At 60.2% G+C, this 17,284-nt stretch carries 12 protein-coding genes; 2 read left to right on the forward strand and 10 right to left on the reverse strand.

Features of this window, described 5'->3' with window-relative positions:
- Positions 1-108 precede the first annotated feature (108 nt).
- The 3 genes from hutU to hutC all read right to left on the reverse strand — a co-directional run bounded on the left by hutU (position 109) and on the right by hutC (position 3,434).
- A complete protein-coding gene (hutU, locus tag NMB39_RS26930; RefSeq protein WP_057025467.1) occupies positions 109-1,779 on the reverse strand; it encodes a urocanate hydratase in 1,671 nt (556 codons plus the stop codon).
- A 387-nt stretch (positions 1,780-2,166) separates the two neighbouring features.
- Entirely contained in the window at positions 2,167-2,727 is a 561-nt protein-coding gene (locus tag NMB39_RS26935; protein ID WP_057025466.1) for a HutD/Ves family protein, read from the reverse strand.
- On the reverse strand, positions 2,724-3,434 hold the full coding sequence (gene hutC, locus NMB39_RS26940; protein ID WP_231984834.1) for a histidine utilization transcriptional repressor HutC: 711 nt from the start codon (positions 3,432-3,434) through the stop codon (positions 2,724-2,726). The genes NMB39_RS26935 and hutC overlap by 4 nt, the downstream gene beginning before the upstream one ends.
- A 147-nt stretch (positions 3,435-3,581) precedes the next feature.
- Between hutC and NMB39_RS26945 the strand changes: the two genes are divergently transcribed.
- Complete coding sequence (locus NMB39_RS26945) at positions 3,582-4,946, forward strand: formimidoylglutamate deiminase (RefSeq protein ID WP_494339846.1); 1,365 nt, start codon at positions 3,582-3,584, stop codon at positions 4,944-4,946.
- A gap of 111 nt (positions 4,947-5,057) precedes the next feature.
- Here the strand turns inward: NMB39_RS26945 and NMB39_RS26950 are convergent, their stop codons facing one another.
- From NMB39_RS26950 to NMB39_RS26970, 5 genes are all read right to left on the reverse strand, one after another.
- Positions 5,058-5,627 carry a lipocalin family protein gene (locus NMB39_RS26950; protein ID WP_034117302.1) on the reverse strand — a complete coding sequence of 190 codons (570 nt, stop codon included), beginning with the start codon at positions 5,625-5,627 and terminating at the stop codon, positions 5,058-5,060.
- Between the two features lie 30 nt (positions 5,628-5,657).
- Complete coding sequence (locus tag NMB39_RS26955) at positions 5,658-5,912, reverse strand: lipoprotein (protein ID WP_043047281.1); 255 nt, start codon at positions 5,910-5,912, stop codon at positions 5,658-5,660.
- A gap of 176 nt (positions 5,913-6,088) precedes the next feature.
- Positions 6,089-7,099, reverse strand: a complete 1,011-nt coding sequence (locus NMB39_RS26960; RefSeq protein ID WP_034117301.1) for a class 1 fructose-bisphosphatase — start codon at positions 7,097-7,099, stop codon at positions 6,089-6,091.
- Positions 7,100-7,194: 95 nt separating this feature from the next.
- Positions 7,195-10,272, reverse strand: a complete 3,078-nt coding sequence (locus tag NMB39_RS26965; RefSeq protein ID WP_494339845.1) for a DUF2339 domain-containing protein — start codon at positions 10,270-10,272, stop codon at positions 7,195-7,197.
- A 156-nt stretch (positions 10,273-10,428) separates the two neighbouring features.
- Positions 10,429-12,879: a glycogen/starch/alpha-glucan phosphorylase gene (locus tag NMB39_RS26970; RefSeq protein ID WP_057025463.1), complete on the reverse strand. Its 2,451-nt coding sequence runs from the start codon at positions 12,877-12,879 to the stop codon at positions 10,429-10,431.
- A 227-nt stretch (positions 12,880-13,106) separates the two neighbouring features.
- Between NMB39_RS26970 and NMB39_RS26975 the strand changes: the two genes are divergently transcribed.
- Positions 13,107-13,541, forward strand: coding sequence for a YkgJ family cysteine cluster protein (locus tag NMB39_RS26975; protein WP_003187815.1), 435 nt, complete (start codon positions 13,107-13,109; stop codon positions 13,539-13,541).
- A 194-nt stretch (positions 13,542-13,735) separates the two neighbouring features.
- Here the strand turns inward: NMB39_RS26975 and typA are convergent, their stop codons facing one another.
- Positions 13,736-15,556 carry a translational GTPase TypA gene (typA, locus tag NMB39_RS26980; RefSeq protein ID WP_043047284.1) on the reverse strand — a complete coding sequence of 607 codons (1,821 nt, stop codon included), beginning with the start codon at positions 15,554-15,556 and terminating at the stop codon, positions 13,736-13,738.
- A gap of 139 nt (positions 15,557-15,695) precedes the next feature.
- Entirely contained in the window at positions 15,696-17,150 is a 1,455-nt protein-coding gene (gene thiI, locus NMB39_RS26985; protein WP_494339844.1) for a tRNA uracil 4-sulfurtransferase ThiI, read from the reverse strand.
- Positions 17,151-17,284: the final 134 nt, after the last annotated feature.

Genomic DNA, 17,284 nt, shown 5'->3' on the forward strand with positions numbered 1-17,284 from the left:
TGCCGCCGATCCAATGTGGGAGGGGGCTTGCCCCCGATTGCGGTGTATCAGCCAACAGATCAGATGACTGACCCGCCGCTATCGGGGGCAAGCCCCCTCCCACATGGGTCACTTGATCATCGGCAGGTTGAGGCCCTGTTCCTTGGCGCAATCAATAGCGATCTGGTAACCGGCATCGGCATGACGCATCACCCCCGTCGCCGGGTCGTTATGCAGTACCCGCGCAATGCGCTCAGCCGCTTCGTCGGTACCGTCACACACGATCACCATGCCCGAATGCTGGGAGAAGCCCATGCCTACGCCACCACCGTGGTGCAGCGAAACCCAGGTCGCGCCGCTCGCGGTGTTGAGCAAGGCGTTGAGCAGGGGCCAGTCGGATACGGCGTCGGAACCGTCCTGCATGGCCTCGGTTTCGCGGTTCGGGCTGGCCACAGAGCCGGAGTCCAGGTGGTCACGGCCGATCACCACCGGCGCGGACAGTTCGCCGCTGCGTACCATTTCGTTGAAGGCCAGGCCGAGCTTGGCGCGCTGGCCCAGGCCAACCCAGCAGATGCGTGCCGGCAAGCCCTGGAAGCTGATGCGTTCGCGAGCCATGTCAAGCCAGTTGTGCAGGTGGGCATCGTCCGGGATCAGCTCTTTGACCTTGGCGTCAGTCTTGTAGATGTCCTGCGGGTCGCCGGACAGTGCAGCCCAACGGAACGGGCCGATGCCACGGCAGAACAGCGGGCGGATATAGGCCGGTACGAAACCAGGAAAGTCGAAGGCGTTTTCCACACCTTCTTCCTGGGCCATCTGGCGGATGTTATTGCCGTAGTCGAAGGTCGGGATGCCCTGCTTCTGGAATTCCAGCATGGCTTTGACGTGCACGGCCATCGACTGCTTGGCGGCCTTGATCACGGCGGCGGGCTCGGTCTTGGCGCGGGCGCGGTATTCGTCCCAGGTCCAGCCGGCTGGCAGGTAGCCGTTGAGCGGGTCGTGGGCGCTGGTCTGGTCGGTGACCATGTCCGGACGTACACCACGCTTGACCAGTTCCGGCAGGATTTCGGCGGCGTTACCCAGCAAGGCGATGGAGATGGCCTTGCCTTCCTTGGTGTACTTGCCAATGCGTGCCAGGGCGTCGTCGAGGTCGGTAGCTTGCTCGTCGACATAGCGGCTGCTCAGGCGGAAATCGATGCTGACCTGCTGGCATTCGATGTTCAGCGAGCAAGCGCCGGCCAGGGTTGCCGCCAGCGGCTGGGCCCCGCCCATGCCGCCGAGACCGGCGGTGAGCACCCAGCGACCGGTCAAATCGCTGTTGTAATGCTGGCGGCCAGCTTCGACGAAGGTTTCGTAGGTGCCCTGGACGATGCCCTGGCTGCCGATGTATATCCAGCTGCCGGCGGTCATCTGGCCGTACATGGCCAGGCCCTTGGCATCCAATTCGTTAAAGTGTTCCCAGCTGGCCCAGTGCGGCACCAGGTTGGAGTTGGCGATCAGCACACGCGGGGCATTGCTGTGGGTCTTGAACACGCCGACCGGTTTACCCGATTGCACCAATAGGGTTTCGTCGTCGTTCAGGTTGGTGAGGCTCTCGACGATCTGGTCGTAGCATTCCCAATTGCGCGCCGCACGGCCAATACCGCCGTACACCACCAGCTCTTTCGGGTTCTCGGCCACTTGTGGGTCGAGGTTGTTCATCAGCATGCGCAGCGGCGCTTCAGTCAGCCAGCTTTTGGCGGTGAGCTTGTTACCGCGGGCGGCGCGGATTTCGACGTCACGGTATTTTGTAGACTTGGTCACTGCTAGGACTCCTCGGCGATCGATGCGCGAACACGGATGGTGCGAAGGAGAGTCTTACGCACACATCTTTACTTGTATGTACAAGCATATGCAATCGAGCGGCCAACTCTTGGTGTGAGCCCTGCAGATTTTTTTCGAAGGTGAGCAAAGGCCTTGAAAATAAAGGCTTCAAAGCTTGATGAAATTTCTTACGGAGATGTTTTACGGCAAGAGGGATTTGTCACGACAGCGCAGCTTTGCGTCACGCTGGGGCATTAAGTAACAAATTGGTGCGCAGGCTGGAAACAGAAACAAATGTGGGAGGGGCTTGCCCCCGATAGCAGTAGTACAGTCAATGTATAGGTGACTGATACACCGCCATCGGGAGCAAACTCCCTCCCACATTTTTCAACCGCGTGCGGTCAGTTCGATCAGGCAGCAACGGCCAGTGACCGAGATATCCAGCAAGCCCGCGTTACCGTCCACTTGCAGGCAATCGTGGTGACCGAGGGTCTCGCCCAACACCTTCACCTCATCGGCCACGCTGAACACCAGCACTGTCTGTGCCGTGCTGAAAAACCGCTGCACGCCATCCACCCACTGCAAACGCGCGTGATAACGCTCAGGCGAATAGATCAGGTTGAAATCGCGGATCGGCCCGGTAATCAGACGGCACGTCACTTGGCTGTCTCCCGCGAACGCGAATGGCTGCAACGGCAGCAAACCGCGCTGTTCCTCGCCGTCAACGGTCAGCACCATGCCCGCGCCCTTGATCACCGTAATCACGCGCTGGTAACCGGCGAACGTGGAGAATTCGCCCGATTCGGCAATATCGGCAATCGACAGGCGCCAGCCAAATCCATCCAGGCCAGTGCCCGCATCACGGGTGATCTCTTCGGTACTGCCGCCGCCGTTTTTCCACGGCATGCGCACATAGTCGGCGGCGCGCCAGATCTTGACTTCACTCATTTGCTGAACCTCCCTTCCAGGCTGTGACGGGAACCGGGGTGGATCAACCGCGCAGCGGTGACCGGCTGGCGACCTGACCAGGTGCGGCGACGAATCAACAGGCACGGTTCGCTCGGCTCGATCTGCAACAACTTGCACTCGGCGGCGTCGGCAAGGATCGCCTCAACCACATGCTCGCCCTCGGTCAATGGCGCGACCTGATTCAAGTAGGCGTAGGGAGTCTGCTGGGTGAAATCCTGTTGCAGGTATTGCGGCGCGACCAGGGCATTGACGAAACGGTCTTCGATTTGCACCGGAATATCGTTCTCGTAATGCACGATCAACGAATGAAACACCCGTCCGCCTTCGCGCATTTCCAGGGCCACGGCACGCTCGGAACCGGCGGCTTCTTCGCCCAGGGTGATGACCTGGCACGTGTGCCGATGCCCGCGGGAAGCGATCTCATCGGCGATGTTGTGCACCTCAAACAGCGCTGACTGGCTCTTCGGTTCGGCGACGAACGTGCCGACCCCTTGCATGCGCACCAACATCCCTTCGGCGGTCAGTTCGCGCAGTGCGCGGTTGATGGTCATGCGGCTGAAGCCCAACTGGCTGACCAGCTCGCTCTCCGACGGCACGCGGTAATGGGGCGGCCAGTTGCCGTTGAGAATCTGCTGGCTGATCATCTGTTTGACGCGGGCGTACAAGGGCGCCGGACTTTCGTCCATGTGGGCAGCCAGCGAAGACTTGGCGGGCGGAGTCGGCACAGGGAATCCTTGCAGGAAGAAAAGATGCATAGATTGCCGGAGTTTACCGAGCAGGCAAACGTCTGTATATGTATATACAAATAAACACACGACCGGGGTGCCTTGATCATGTCCGCTTTCTTTGCCGAACGCGCGCTGCTGCCTAATGGATGGGCCAACGATGTACGTCTTGAGGTCAGCGCCGATGGCCTGCTGGCCCAGGTGGAGGCCAATGCCAGTGCAGACGGCGCCGAACGGCTCAGAGGCCCGGTATTGGCGGGCATGCCTAACCTGCATTCCCATGCGTTCCAGCGCGCCATGGCGGGTTTGGCCGAAGTGGCAGGCAACCCCAATGACAGTTTCTGGACCTGGCGCGACCTGATGTACCGCATGGTCGGCAAGATCAGCCCCGAGCAATTGCAGGTCATCGCCCGCCAGTTGTATATCGAAATGCTCAAGGCCGGCTACACCTCGGTGGCCGAGTTTCATTACGTGCACCACGATGTCAGCGGCCAGCCCTATGCCGACCGTACCGAGCTGTCGCGCCAGATCAGCCTGGCGGCCGCCAGCAGCGGGATCGGCCTGACGTTGGTGCCGGTGCTCTATACCCACTCAGGCTTCGGCGGCCAGGCGCCGAATGAAGGCCAGCGCCGTTTTATCAACAGCACCGAAAACTACCTGGACCTGCAAGCACGCTTGCAGCCGATCCTGGCGGCACAACCCGCGCAGCAACTGGGCCTGTGTTTCCACTCTCTGCGCGCCGTCATCCCCCAGCAAATCCACGACGTCCTGGCCGCCAGTGACAAGGCTTGCCCGGTGCATATCCATATCGCGGAGCAGCAAAAAGAAGTCGACGACTGCCTGGCCTGGAGCGGCAAGCGCCCGCTGCAATGGCTGTATGACAATGTTGAAGTGGATGAACGCTGGTGCCTGGTGCACGCCACCCATGCCGACCCCGATGAAGTGACACGCATGGCCAAGAGTCGAGCGATTGCCGGTTTGTGCCTGACCACCGAGGCGAACCTGGGCGATGGGATTTTTCCGGCGGTGGATTTCCTCGCCCAGGGTGGACGCATGGGTATCGGGTCCGACAGCCATGTATCACTGAGCGTGGTGGAAGAACTGCGTTGGTTGGAATACGGCCAGCGTCTGCGCGATCAACGGCGTAATCGCCTGTATCGCAGTGATCAGCCGATGGTTGGGCGCACGCTGTTCGATGCTGCGCTGGACGGTGGCGCACAGGCACTGGGCCAGCCGATTGGTCGCTTGGAAGTGGGTAAGCGTGCGGATTGGATCGTGCTGGACGGTAACGATCCGTACCTGGCCACCGCCAGTGAGGATGGGATTCTCAATCGCTGGCTGTTCGCCGGTGGCGATCGCCAGGTGCGCGATGTGCTGGTCAATGGCAAGTGGGTGGTGCGGGACGGGCGGCATGCTGGTGAAGAGGAAAGCAGCCGGGTATTCACGCAAGTCTTGAGAGATCTGTTGGGCTAACGGCCAACACCTAACACATGTGGGAGGGGGCTTGCTCCCGATAGCGGTGTGTCAGTATCAGATGTACTGGCTGACACACTGCATCGGGAGCAAGCCCCCTCCCACATTTAATTACTGCGAAGTCTTGGCCATTTGTTTATCTGAAGTACGCCAGATCAACCGCGTGGTGTCATACCCCTGCTGCCGCGCCCTACTGAGCAAGTCTTCACGGGTATCGGCGCTCACCGTCGGCGTGCGCGACAGGATCCACATATAGCGCCGGCTCGGGCTGCCGACGATGGCGGTCTTGTAGTCATCGCTCACATACAGCACCCAGTAATCGCCCTTGGCGACGCCCGGCAGCAGTGACGTGAACCAGTTATTGAATTCGACCCAAAGCTTGTCGGTCTTGCCGGGCACTTGCGGCGTGGCCGTGCCTTTGGCCTCCTGCCACTTCCATTCAGGTGTCAGGCAGCGATTGAACACCGACATGTCACCGTCCGGCAGCAAGGTATAGCGAGCTTCGGATTGCGCGCAGTTGCGCTGAAAGTACATGGGCAAACGCGCCAACTCATACCAGGTGCCCTGGTAACGCTTGAGGTTGACGTTGCTCGCGGTCTTGGGTTGCAGATCATCGCCAGAATGGCTGGCACAGCCCGCCAAAAACAGGCTGGCGCAAAGGAACAAAACAAAACGCATCATTCTTCTTCTCCCGCAGGCTCGCGCCCCGGTTTACTTCAGGCCTTGCCCGGAAAACATCAGAACTTTGTCACCGGCGTACTGCACGCTGATAAAGCTGTTTTTATCGCCCCAGGTGCAGCTGGACATGCCCAGTGCGCCGGAACAATCGGTTGGCTTGCCCAGCAACGACTCTACCTCGGCCTTGGCCATGCCGGCCGACAATTTCTGGTAGTTTTCTTGAGTGACCTTGCTGCAAGCGGCTAACAGCACGCAAAAAGCCAGCAGGGCGAGACGGCGTAAAGACATGGAAAAGCTCCTGGAGAGACAAAGCAGCTGGGGTATCTGCCAGAAGCTTAGAAGGGAAAAGAGGTGTCTGGTTCCCGACGAGCGAAAACAAAAAAGCCCCGCAAACGCTGAAACGTTTCGGGGCTTCTTCAAGGGTGAACGGCCTCACAACACGGCGGATAATTTATCGCCGTGTATTACTTCTTGTGGTAGCCGGTCACACGCTCAACTTCTTCCTTCGAACCCAGGAACACCGCCACGCGCTGGTGCAGGCCTTCGGGCTGGATATCGAGGATACGCTGGTGGCCATCGGTGGACGCACCGCCCGCCTGCTCGACCAGGAACGACATCGGGTTGGCTTCGTACATCAGGCGCAACTTGCCCGGCTTGGACGGCTCGCGGCTGTCGCGTGGGTACATGAACAGGCCGCCACGGGTCAGGATGCGATGCACGTCGGCCACCATCGCGGCGACCCAGCGCATGTTGAAGTTCTTCTTCAACGGACCTTCTTCGCCTTCCATCAGCTCGTTGACGTAACGTTTCACCGGCTCTTCCCAGTGACGCTGGTTGGACATGTTGATCGCGAATTCCTGGGTAGAGGCAGGAATCGAAATGTCTTCGTGGGTCAGCACAAAGCTGCCCATTTCGCGGTCGAGGGTGAAGCCCTTGACGCCGTCGCCCAGGGTCAGCACCAACATGGTCTGTGGGCCGTAGATCGCATAGCCGGCAGCCACCTGCTCAGTGCCTGGCTGCAGGAAGGCCTTTTCGTTCAGGGCTTCGTTCTGGCTCAGGTATTCGCTTGGGCAACGCAGTACCGAGAAGATGGTGCCGACTGGTGCGTTGATGTCGATGTTGGACGAGCCGTCCAGTGGATCGAATACCAGCAGGTACGCGCCTTTCGGGTATTTGCCCGGGATCTGGTAGGCATTGTCCATTTCTTCGGACGCCATGCCAGCCAGGTGACCACCCCATTCGTTGGCTTCGAGCAGGATCTCGTTGGAGATTACGTCGAGTTTCTTCTGCACTTCGCCTTGCACGTTCTCAGTGCCCATGCTGCCCAGCACGCCACCGAGGGCGCCTTTGGATACGGCGTGGCTGATTTCCTTGCAAGCACGCGCCACCACTTCGATAAGGAAGCGCAGATCAGCAGGCGTGTTGTTGCTGCGGGTCTGCTCGATCAAATAGCGACTCAGGGTAACGCGGGACATGGACGGCTCCGGAGAATGGGGGGCTGAAAACCCGCGCAGTTTAGCGCGAGTCGAGATGTATTTCCTCTAATCAGAGGATTTAACTCCAATAGAGTTCAAGGCCTGCCCGCAGGCTCAGCCCGCTTGGGCGGCAGCGGTGCGAAATACCCCACCACCAGCAGCAACCCACCCACGCCGATGAACGACACGATTCGCGCCAGGCCGCCGCGGTTACTCAACTCGACAAAGAACAGCTTGGCCACCACCACCGCAATCAGCACCGCACCGACCAGCCATACTTCGCGACGATGGCGCAGGTGACCGCCGATCATCAGGCCGAGGGCGATCAGGGTCCAGACAATCGACAACCCTGCCTGGACCCGCATCGACTCCAGCAGCGCATCCAAATGGAACGGCACACCGCTCCAATGGTGCGCGGTGCGCATCACCAGCGCGGTAAAGAAAGCAAACAACGAGGCACCCACCACCGCCTGGGCAATCAATGTCACTTGCGCCCCACGTTGCAGCGCCACGCTGCGCGACCACAGGTACACCCCGAGCAACGCAAACAGCAGGCCCAGGTCCAGCGGGCTGATCAGCGGCACGTAGGGCATCGGTTTGGCGGTACCGTCGCTGAACATATTCGCCAGCCAGAACCATCCCAGCATCAATACGGCCAGGGGCAGCGTGGCCAGCACGCGGTACTCACGCGGATAGGCCGACACCGGCCACGGCCAGGCACGTGGTGGTGCCGCGAGCACCAGATACAGACTTGGCAGAATCGCCCAACCCAGCCAGCGCCAGGCGTTATACTCGCTCGACAGCTGCATCAGGCCGTAGCGCAGCTCCAGCGTCAGCACGCCGATCAACATCCAGCAGCCGAGCACATGGGCAACACTCAGCGCTTGCTGCGGCACCAGCAACGCCAGGCGGCGCAGTGAAACGAAGTGCAGCGCGAAAACCGCAACCCATGCCAACCCGGCGAGGTTGGCGGCCGGATGGTAGTACTCGTCCCATGTGCCAAGCAGCACCATACCGGCAACCGGCATCAGCAAGGTGCACACCGCCCCGAGCGCCACCCAACGCAGGCGCAGCGCCAGCCAGCACCACAACCCTGTGCTCAGCGCCGCTGCCGCGTATAACCAGGTTGCGTGCCAATCCGTCGGGGCTGAGCGCCACACTTCGCCGAGCACGGCCAGCCCCCACCACACCACGCCCCAGCCCAGCAGCAGTTTGGAGCTGCGGGTCGATTGCTGCTGCCGCAAACACCAGGCGCTGGTCATTGCGGCCAGGGCGATGATCATCGGTGTGTAGAAATTACTGACAGGGTCGAGCGCAAAGCTGATGCCGCTGAGCAGTTGCACGGCCACAGCACAACGCACCCAAGCCTGCGAACCGAGCCGCTGGCCTGCCCACGCCGTTACCAGTCCGGCGAGCGACCAGCCGATGACGCTGCCCTGGGTCGACCACAGCAACGGCGCCAGCAGATATCCACAGCCCAGGCCGAGCGCCGCAAGCCACGGTGCGCCTTTACGTTCCCAAGCGTGGGCGAGCTCAGGCGCAGCTTTGTGAACCTGATAAAACGTGAACAGCAACGCTGCGCCTAGCAACAACGCACTCAGTGCAGGCCCCTCCAGCAGCGTGTCTGTACCGGGGCGCAACTCGCTGAAAAAAGCCAGTGCCGAGCCTAGCTGCAGCAACAAGGCAAATGCCCGCGCCAATAGCCGCTGTTGGCGCAAGCCGAGCCAGAAGATTCCGGCGCCCTCTACTGCCCAGGCCGCCGTGGTCCAACGCGCATCGAGCCCCAGGGGAATCGCCAGGCTGGCGAAAATCACCCCAAGGGCCAGGCAGGTTTGCGCCAGCAACAAGGCACGCCCGCCGCTCAGCCAGCGCGCCAGGGCCATGTAGAGAATGCCCAGTGCCAAGGCACTGAACGCTGCGGCAAATTCCAGATGCTGTACCAATGCGAACTGCAACCCAAAGCCCACCAGCGGCGGACCGAACAGCAGGCTGCCGTCGACGTAATCGCCTTTGGCCGCCGACCAACGCAGCAACGCGCCACGGCTGTCGCCCTCAGGCGCGTCACCCAACTCCTGCAACTTGCGCCGGGCAAACAACAAGCCGACGGCCAGGTACATCAGGAAAAATACAATCAGGAACGGCTCAGTGCTCCAGAGCATATCCGGCGTATAGGAACGCATGCCCCAGGCGAAGCCGATACCGAAGGTGCCGACAAAGCCGATCAGATTGAGTGGGCGCCAAGCCTTGAACCAGGCGATGGCAAGGATGCCGGCATTGAGCAGGGCGAAGTAGCTGAACAACGTCACATGGCTGCCGGCACCGGTAGACGCCAGGAGCGGCGCAGCAAAACCGCCCAGCGCGGCCGCGCAGGCCAGGCCCAACGCATCTTGAGTGAGCGCCAGAATCGCGGAAAAAACGGTCACGACCACCAACAGGCCAAACGCCGTGCCCGAGTCGATCAACGGGTGCAAGCGCATCGCGGCGAATACCGTCAGGTACAGCACTGCGATACCGGCGCCTTGCAGCATCAGGCCGTAATTGCTGTTACGCCGCCGCAACCACCAGCCCAGGCCCAGCAGGCCGATGGCAGCCGTCGCTACTCCGGCGTACCGCAGCTGGATCGGCACTACCATGCCTTCCGTGGCGTAGCGCAGCAGGAACGCCAGGCCAAGGAACAACAGCACCAAACCGACACGCAGCACGGTATTGCCGCCGAACAGCCAAGTGCGTGCAGCGGTAATGGCGCGTTCGATCAGGTTGGGGCTGCGTAGTGGTTCAGGTGGGCGAGGCGTGGCATTGGGCGTCCAGGCGTCATCCGGTAGCGGCCGGCTCGGCTCGGCAATCATGGCCCCAGGCGTCAATTCAGCAGGCAGCTCCCAAACCAGTTCGGACGGTTTGGCGACAGGTGCCGGCTCAGGCACAGGGGGGTCGGCTGCAACGTTGCTGGTCGGCGTGGGCACTTCCAGCTGCCGCAGGCGCTCGCCCAAGGCTATCAGCGCCTTCTGCGTGGTTTCCAACTGACTGGCCTGCTGCTGCGCCTGGGCCGACAACTGCGACAGGCGGAGCGCCTGGCCGATGCCCAACCCAAACAATGCACCGATACCCGCATCGCTGAAAGACTCATCGAGCGCCCAGCCGAGTACCAGGCCAATCAGCATGAAAATCCATTGCATGGTCGATATTCCCTGAGCGAACCGAAGGCCAGTATATCGACGCAGAAGCAATGTGGGAGGGGGCTTGCCCCCGATAGCGGTGGATCAGCTGATACAGTCAATGCTGACACTCCGTCATCGGGGGCAAGCCCCCTCCCACATTTTGTGTTGCGGTGTTTAGTCGAGGGCTTTCCAGATCTCGGTGGCGTATTCGCGGATGGTACGGTCCGAGGAGAACCAACCCATCCTTGCCGTATTCAGCACCGCCGAACGCCACCATTCCTTGGAGTCATGCCAATGCGCCTCGACCCGTGCCTGGGCATCCCAGTAGGAATCGAAATCGGCACACACCAAGAAGCGGTCGTAGTCGATCAGCCCGTCGATCAGGCCGACATAACGCCCCGGATCATCCGGCGAGAACACCCCGCCGCGGATCGCTTGCAGCACGTCGCTCAAACGGTGGGACACGGCGATGTCCGGCCCGGCGTTGAACTCTCCGGCGTGCTTGCGCGCTTCCACCTGCTGGGCACTGAGGCCGAAGATAAACATGTGCTCGGCGCCGACACGCTCGTGCATCTCCACGTTGGCGCCGTCCATGGTGCCGATGGTCAACGCACCGTTGAGGCCGAACTTCATGTTGCTGGTGCCTGACGCCTCGAAACCGGCCGTGGAGATCTGCTCCGATAAGTCCGCCGCCGGGATGATGCTTTCCGCCAGGCTGACGTTGTAGTTGGGCAGGAACACCACCTTGAGCAGACCACGTACGGTCGGGTCGTTGTTGACGGTGCGGGCGATGTCGTTGGTCAGCTTGATGATCAGCTTTGCCTGGTGGTAACTGGCCGCAGCCTTGCCGGCGAAGATTTTCACCCTTGGCACCCAGTCGACCTCGGGTTCGGCACGAATCGCCTGGTACAGGGCCACGGTGTGCAGCAGGTTGAGCAGTTGGCGCTTGTATTCGTGGATACGCTTGACCTGCACGTCGAACATCGCCGCCGGGTTGACCGCGATGCCCAGGCGCTCATGAATGATCTCGGCCAGTGCACGCTTGCTGTGCAAGCGCTGTTCGGCGAAGGATTTGCGGAAGGTCTGTTTCTCGGCGAAGGTTTCCAACTCCGTCAAGCGGGTTTCCATGCTATCGAGAATGTCCGGGCCCAGGGCCTCCACCAGCATCGCGGTCAACTTGGGGTTGGCCTGGTAGAGCCAGCGGCGGAAGGTGATGCCGTTGGTCTTGTTGTTGATCCGTTCGGGGTAAAGCTTGTGCAGTTCGGAGAACACCGTGCTGCGCATCAGCTGGGTATGCAAGCCGGACACGCCGTTGACGCTATGGGAGCCGAGGAACGCCAGGTTGCCCATGCGCACGCGGCGGCCGTTGTCTTCTTCGATCAGTGACACGGCGCGCAGTACGTCGAAGTCGTGGATGCCCTTGGCGCGCAGCGAGTCAATGTGCTGGGCGTTGATCAGGTAGATGATCTGCATGTGCCGGGGCAGCATGCGCTCCATCAAACCTACAGGCCAGGTTTCCAGCGCTTCGGGTAGCAAGGTGTGGTTGGTGTAGGAAAGCGTTTCGACGGTGACGTCCCACGCGGCTTCCCACGGTATGTCATGCAGGTCGACCAGCTGGCGCATCAACTCGGCCACGGCGATGGACGGGTGGGTATCGTTGAGCTGGATGGCGGCGTGTTCCCCCAGGCTCAGCACCGAGCCGTGCATGTTCTTGTGGCGGCGCAGCAGATCCTGCAGTGAAGCGGAGACGAAGAAATATTCCTGGCGCAGGCGCAATTCCTGCCCGGCTTCGGTGCTGTCGGCCGGGTACAGCACGCGGGAGATGCTTTCGGCGCGGGCCACTTCGGCGACGGCGCCCAAGTGGTCACCGGCATTGAAGCGCTCCAGGTGCAAGTCTTCTACGGCCCGTGCACGCCACAGGCGCAGGGTGTTGACGCTGGCGCCGCGCCAGCCGACTACCGGTGTGTCATAGGCTACTGCGCGTACAGTCTCGTTGGGCGACCACACCTGGATCATCTTGCCGGAGGCGTCCGCAATCGTTTCGACACTGCCGCCAAAGCCGATCGGGTAAATCACCTCGGCGCGTTCAAATTCCCACGGGTTGCCGAAATCCAGCCAGCGTTCGGTTTGTTCCTGCTGCCAGCCGTCGACAATGGCCTGGCGGAACAGACCGTGCTCATAACGGATGCCATAACCGTGGCCGGCAATGCCCAGGGTCGACATGCTTTCCATGAAGCAGGCGGCCAGGCGCCCCAAGCCACCGTTGCCGAGAGCCGCGTCGGGCTCCAGCAGGCGGATCCGTTCCAGGTCGACACCCAGCTCGGACAAGGCTTCGCGGGCGATTTCCAGCACGCCAAGGTTGCTCAGGCTGTCGTAGAGCAAACGGCCGATGAGGAACTCCAGGGAGAGGTAGTAAACGCGCTTTTGGCCTTTTCGGTAAATACGTCGCGTATGGTCCATCCAGCGTTCGACCATTTGGTCGCGGGCGGCCAGGGCAATGGCTTCGAACCAGTCATGGTCGAAGGCGTGATCCGGGTCCTTGCCCACCGCGTAGGTGAGTTTGGTCAAGACAGCATCGCGGAATGCGGCTACCTCTGCTTCTCGTGCAAGTGGTTCCTGAGACATCAGTTGCGACCTCGGGCGAGATAGAAGGAGTTGCTAGAGCCTAGACGCTCTGACACACGGCGCAGGCTCTGGTTCGTCAGTTTTTTAACTCATTCACTGTTAAAGGGATTAGATGCAGGGGTCGTGCCCGAACGCCACCGAAGATGAAAAACCTGAAAATATTGTTCAAAAAATCATCAATCCCGGTATGATCGCGCGCCCGGACACCGCCCCACCTTGGAACCCTGATGAAGCCTCAACTGATCGCCGCCGCGGAACTCGACCGTCTCGAAACGTGGCAGAAATATTCCGCCCACATGTGCGGCGGCTGCGTGTCCAGCTGCTGCACCCTGCCGGTGGAGGTGAAGATCAAAGACCTGATCCGCATTGGCATCGTAGATGAGTTCGAGCGCGGCGACCCGCCGAAGAACATCGCCAAGCGCTTGCAGAAGGAAGGCATCGTCGAGCGCTACAACAACAAATCCGAGATTTTTACCCTGCAGCGCATGAGCAACAACGACTGCCTGTACCTGGATCGTAAGACGCGCTTCTGCACTATTTATGACAAGCGCCCGGATACTTGCCGCAACCACCCGAAAATCGGGCCGCGACCGGGGTATTGTGCGTATAAGCCGAAAGAAGTGGTGCGCGAGACCAACTTCAAGACTCTCGATAAGTTCTGATCCAGGGTTTGTGGGGTTCTCAAGGGCCCTATCGGGGGCAAGCCCCCTCCCACACTTCGAATGTGTTCACAGAACAAAATGTGGGAGGGGGCTTGCCCCCGATGAGGCCGGTACAGTCAGCACAAAACCAGCAGGCATAAAAAAACGCCCCCGGCCTTTCGACCGGGGGCGTTTTTCATTCAGCCTGAGTTAACTCAGTTCTTGGCTTTCTTGGCAGCGCGGGTACGCTCGCCTTCGTCCAGGATCTTCTTACGCAGGCGGATCGACTTAGGCGTGACTTCGCACAGCTCGTCATCCTGGATGAATTCCAGGGCCTGTTCCAGGGTGAAGCGAACAGGTGGGACCAGAGCGATGGTTTCGTCTTTGCCCGAAGCACGCATGTTGTCGAGCTTCTTGCCTTTGGTTGGGTTGACGCCCATGTCGTTGTCACGGCTGTTCAGACCAACGATCTGGCCGTTGTAGATCTCTTGACCGTGTTCAACGAACAGCTTGCCACGCGCCTGGAGGGTTTCCAGGGAGTAGGTCAGCGCCTTGCCGGTTTCTACCGATACCAGAACACCGTTCTGACGGCCGGACATGTCGCCGGACTTCATGGTGTCGTAACGATCGAAGATCGAGGTCAGGATGCCAGCACCGTTGGTCAGGGTCAGGAACTGGTTACGGAAACCGATCAGACCGCGAGCAGGGATGTTGTATTCCAGACGTACACGGCCCTTGCCATCCGGCACCATGTTGGTCAGGTCGCCCTTACGCAGGCCCATCTCTTCCATGACCTTGCCCTGGGATTCTTCAGGGGTGTCGATGGTGACGTTTTCGAACGGTTCCTGCTTCACGCCGTCAACAGTACGGATGATCACTTCCGGACGACCAACACCCATTTCGAAGCCTTCGCGACGCATGGTTTCGATCAGTACCGAGAGGTGCAGCTCACCACGGCCGGAGACTTTGAACTTGTCAGCCGAGTCGCCTTCTTCAACGCGCAGTGCAACGTTGTACAGCAGCTCTTTGTCCAGACGCTCCTTGATGTTACGGGAGGTCACGAACTTGCCTTCTTTACCGCAGAACGGCGAGTCGTTTACCTGGAACGTCATGGAAACGGTTGGCTCGTCAACGGTCAGAGGCTTCATCGCCTCGACGTTGTCTGGCTGGCACAGGGTGTCGGAGATGAACAGCGAGTCCATGCCGCTCACGCACACGATGTCGCCGGCAAACGCTTCTTCAACGTCGATGCGGTGCAGGCCGTGGTGACCCATCAGCTTCAGGATACGACCGTTACGCTTCTTGCCGTCGGCACCGATAGCGACAACCGGGGTGTTCGGCTTGACGCTGCCACGAGCGATACGGCCAACGCCAATAACACCCAGGAAGCTGTTGTAGTCCAGTGCCGAGATTTGCATCTGGAACGGGCCTTCACGGTCAACTTTCGGCGGCGGTACGTTGTCGACGATCGACTGGTACAGCGGGGTCATGTCTTCAGCCATGTCGTTGTGGTCAAGACCAGCAATGCCGTTCAGGGCCGAGGCGTAGATAACCTGGAAATCGAGTTGTTCTTCGGTGGCGCCGAGGTTGTCGAACAGGTCGAAGATCTGGTCCAGAACCCAGTCCGGACGCGCGCCTGGACGGTCAACCTTGTTGATGCACACGATCGGACGCAGGCCGGCTTCGAAGGCCTTCTTGGTCACGAAACGGGTTTGCGGCATAGGGCCGTCTTGAGCGTCAACCAGCAGCAGAACGGAGTCGACCATCGACATTACGCGTTCTACTTCGCCGCCGAAGTCGGCGTGGCCCGGGGTATCCACGATGTTGATGTGGTAGCCGTTCCAGTTGATAGCGGTGTTTTTTGCCAGGATGGTAATACCGCGCTCTTTTTCCTGGTCGTTGGAGTCCATCACGCGCTCGTCGTTGAGCTCGTTGCGCTCCAGGGTGCCGGATTGACGCAGGAGTTTGTCTACCAGGGTGGTTTTACCATGGTCAACGTGGGCAATGATGGCGATGTTACGTAGATTTTCGATCACTTGTGTATCTCGATCAGAGGATTCGGTGTGCTGACAGGTCGTGGCAGCGATTAACAGTAGAGTCAGGCCTTGCCGTTACAGCTTGACGGCAGAGTCGGGGGGCCGGTGACGCAGGCCACAGGCAAACAGCCCCGGGCTCTTAGCTCGGTCGATAAACGCGCACATTGGCATGCCCCTCACTGAGCAAATGGTGGGCATGCAGGCGACTCATCACGCCTTTGTCGCAATACAGCAGGTACTGACGGCTGTTATCCAGTTCCTTGAAACGCGCGTTCAGTGCGTAGAACGGCAGCGTTTGCACGTCGATGCCAGTAATTTCCAGCGGCTCGTCTTCAGCGGCGTCCGGGTGACGGATGTCGATGACGATCTGGCCGGCCAGGGCCTCACTGACTTCTTCGATTTGCACATCCTGGCCCAACTCGTCGATGACGCGATCGATTGGCACCAGCTTGGCATTCTCGAGCGCACGCTCCAGAATCGCCATGTCGAATTCTTTCTCTTCATGCTCCACGCGATGCCGCTTGGCGTGGGTCTTGGGGTTCACCGAGATGACCCCGCAGTACTCAGGCATATGCTTGGCAAAATCGGCGGTGCCGATCTGTTCTGCCAGGTCGATGATGTCCTGCTTGTGGCTGGCGATCAGCGGGCGCAGCACCAGCTTCTCGGTAACACAGTCGATGATCGACAGGTTCGGCAGCGTCTGGCTGGATACCTGGGAAATCGCTTCGCCGGTCACCAGCGCGTCGATCTGCAGTTGATCGGCAATTCGCGAGGCAGCGCGCAACATCATACGCTTCAATACCACGCCCATATGACTGTTATCGACTTTGCCGAGAATTTCCCCCAGCACTTCCTCGAACGGCACGCTCACAAATAGCACACGCTGGGAGCTGCCGTACTTCTTCCAGATGTAGTGCGCGACTTCCATCACGCCCAATTCATGTGCACGCCCGCCCAGGTTGAAGAAGCAGAAGTGGCTCATCAGGCCGCGGCGCATGATCTGGTAGGCCGCCACCGTGGAATCGAAACCGCCGGACATCAATACCAGGGTCTGTTCCAGGGCGCCCAACGGGTAGCCGCCGATGCTGTCGTGCTGGCTGTGAATCACAAACAACCGTTGGTCGCGAATTTCCATGCGCACTTCAATTTGCGGCGCCTTGAGGGAAATTCCAGCGGCGCCGCACTCGCGACGCAGCTTGCTGCCGACGTATTTCTCGACGTCCATGGAGCTGAACGGGTGCTTGCCGGCACGCTTGCAACGCACCGAAAAAACCTTGCCTTCCAGCGAGCTGCCGTAGTGCTGCTTGCACTTGTCGGTGATGTCGTCGAAGTCGCCCAGCGGGTACTCATCCACCTGCAGGAAATGCGCGATGCCCGGCATGCAGCTCAGGCGCTCGGTCATGTCCTTCAAGGCTTTGGCGTCGGTAATACGGGTTTCCAGCTCGAGATTGTCCCACACGCCGTTCACCACCACAGCCGAGTCCAGGTCACGGAGCACGGCACGGATGTTCTTGGCCAACTGACGGATGAAACGCGTCCGTACCGGTCGGCTCTTGATGGTGATCTCGGGGAAGACTTTAACGATTAATTTCATGGAAACAGCGCGCGCCGGGCCTGCTGAAAAAGGGGGGCGCGGATTATAGCGGAAATCGCTCAAGGTTTAACCAGTTAATATGCACCGCTTGTGCAACGCACCAAAACGGGTCATTTGCACAAATAAACGCTACA

The sequence above is a fragment of the Pseudomonas sp. FBCC-B545 genome (assembly GCF_059134095.1).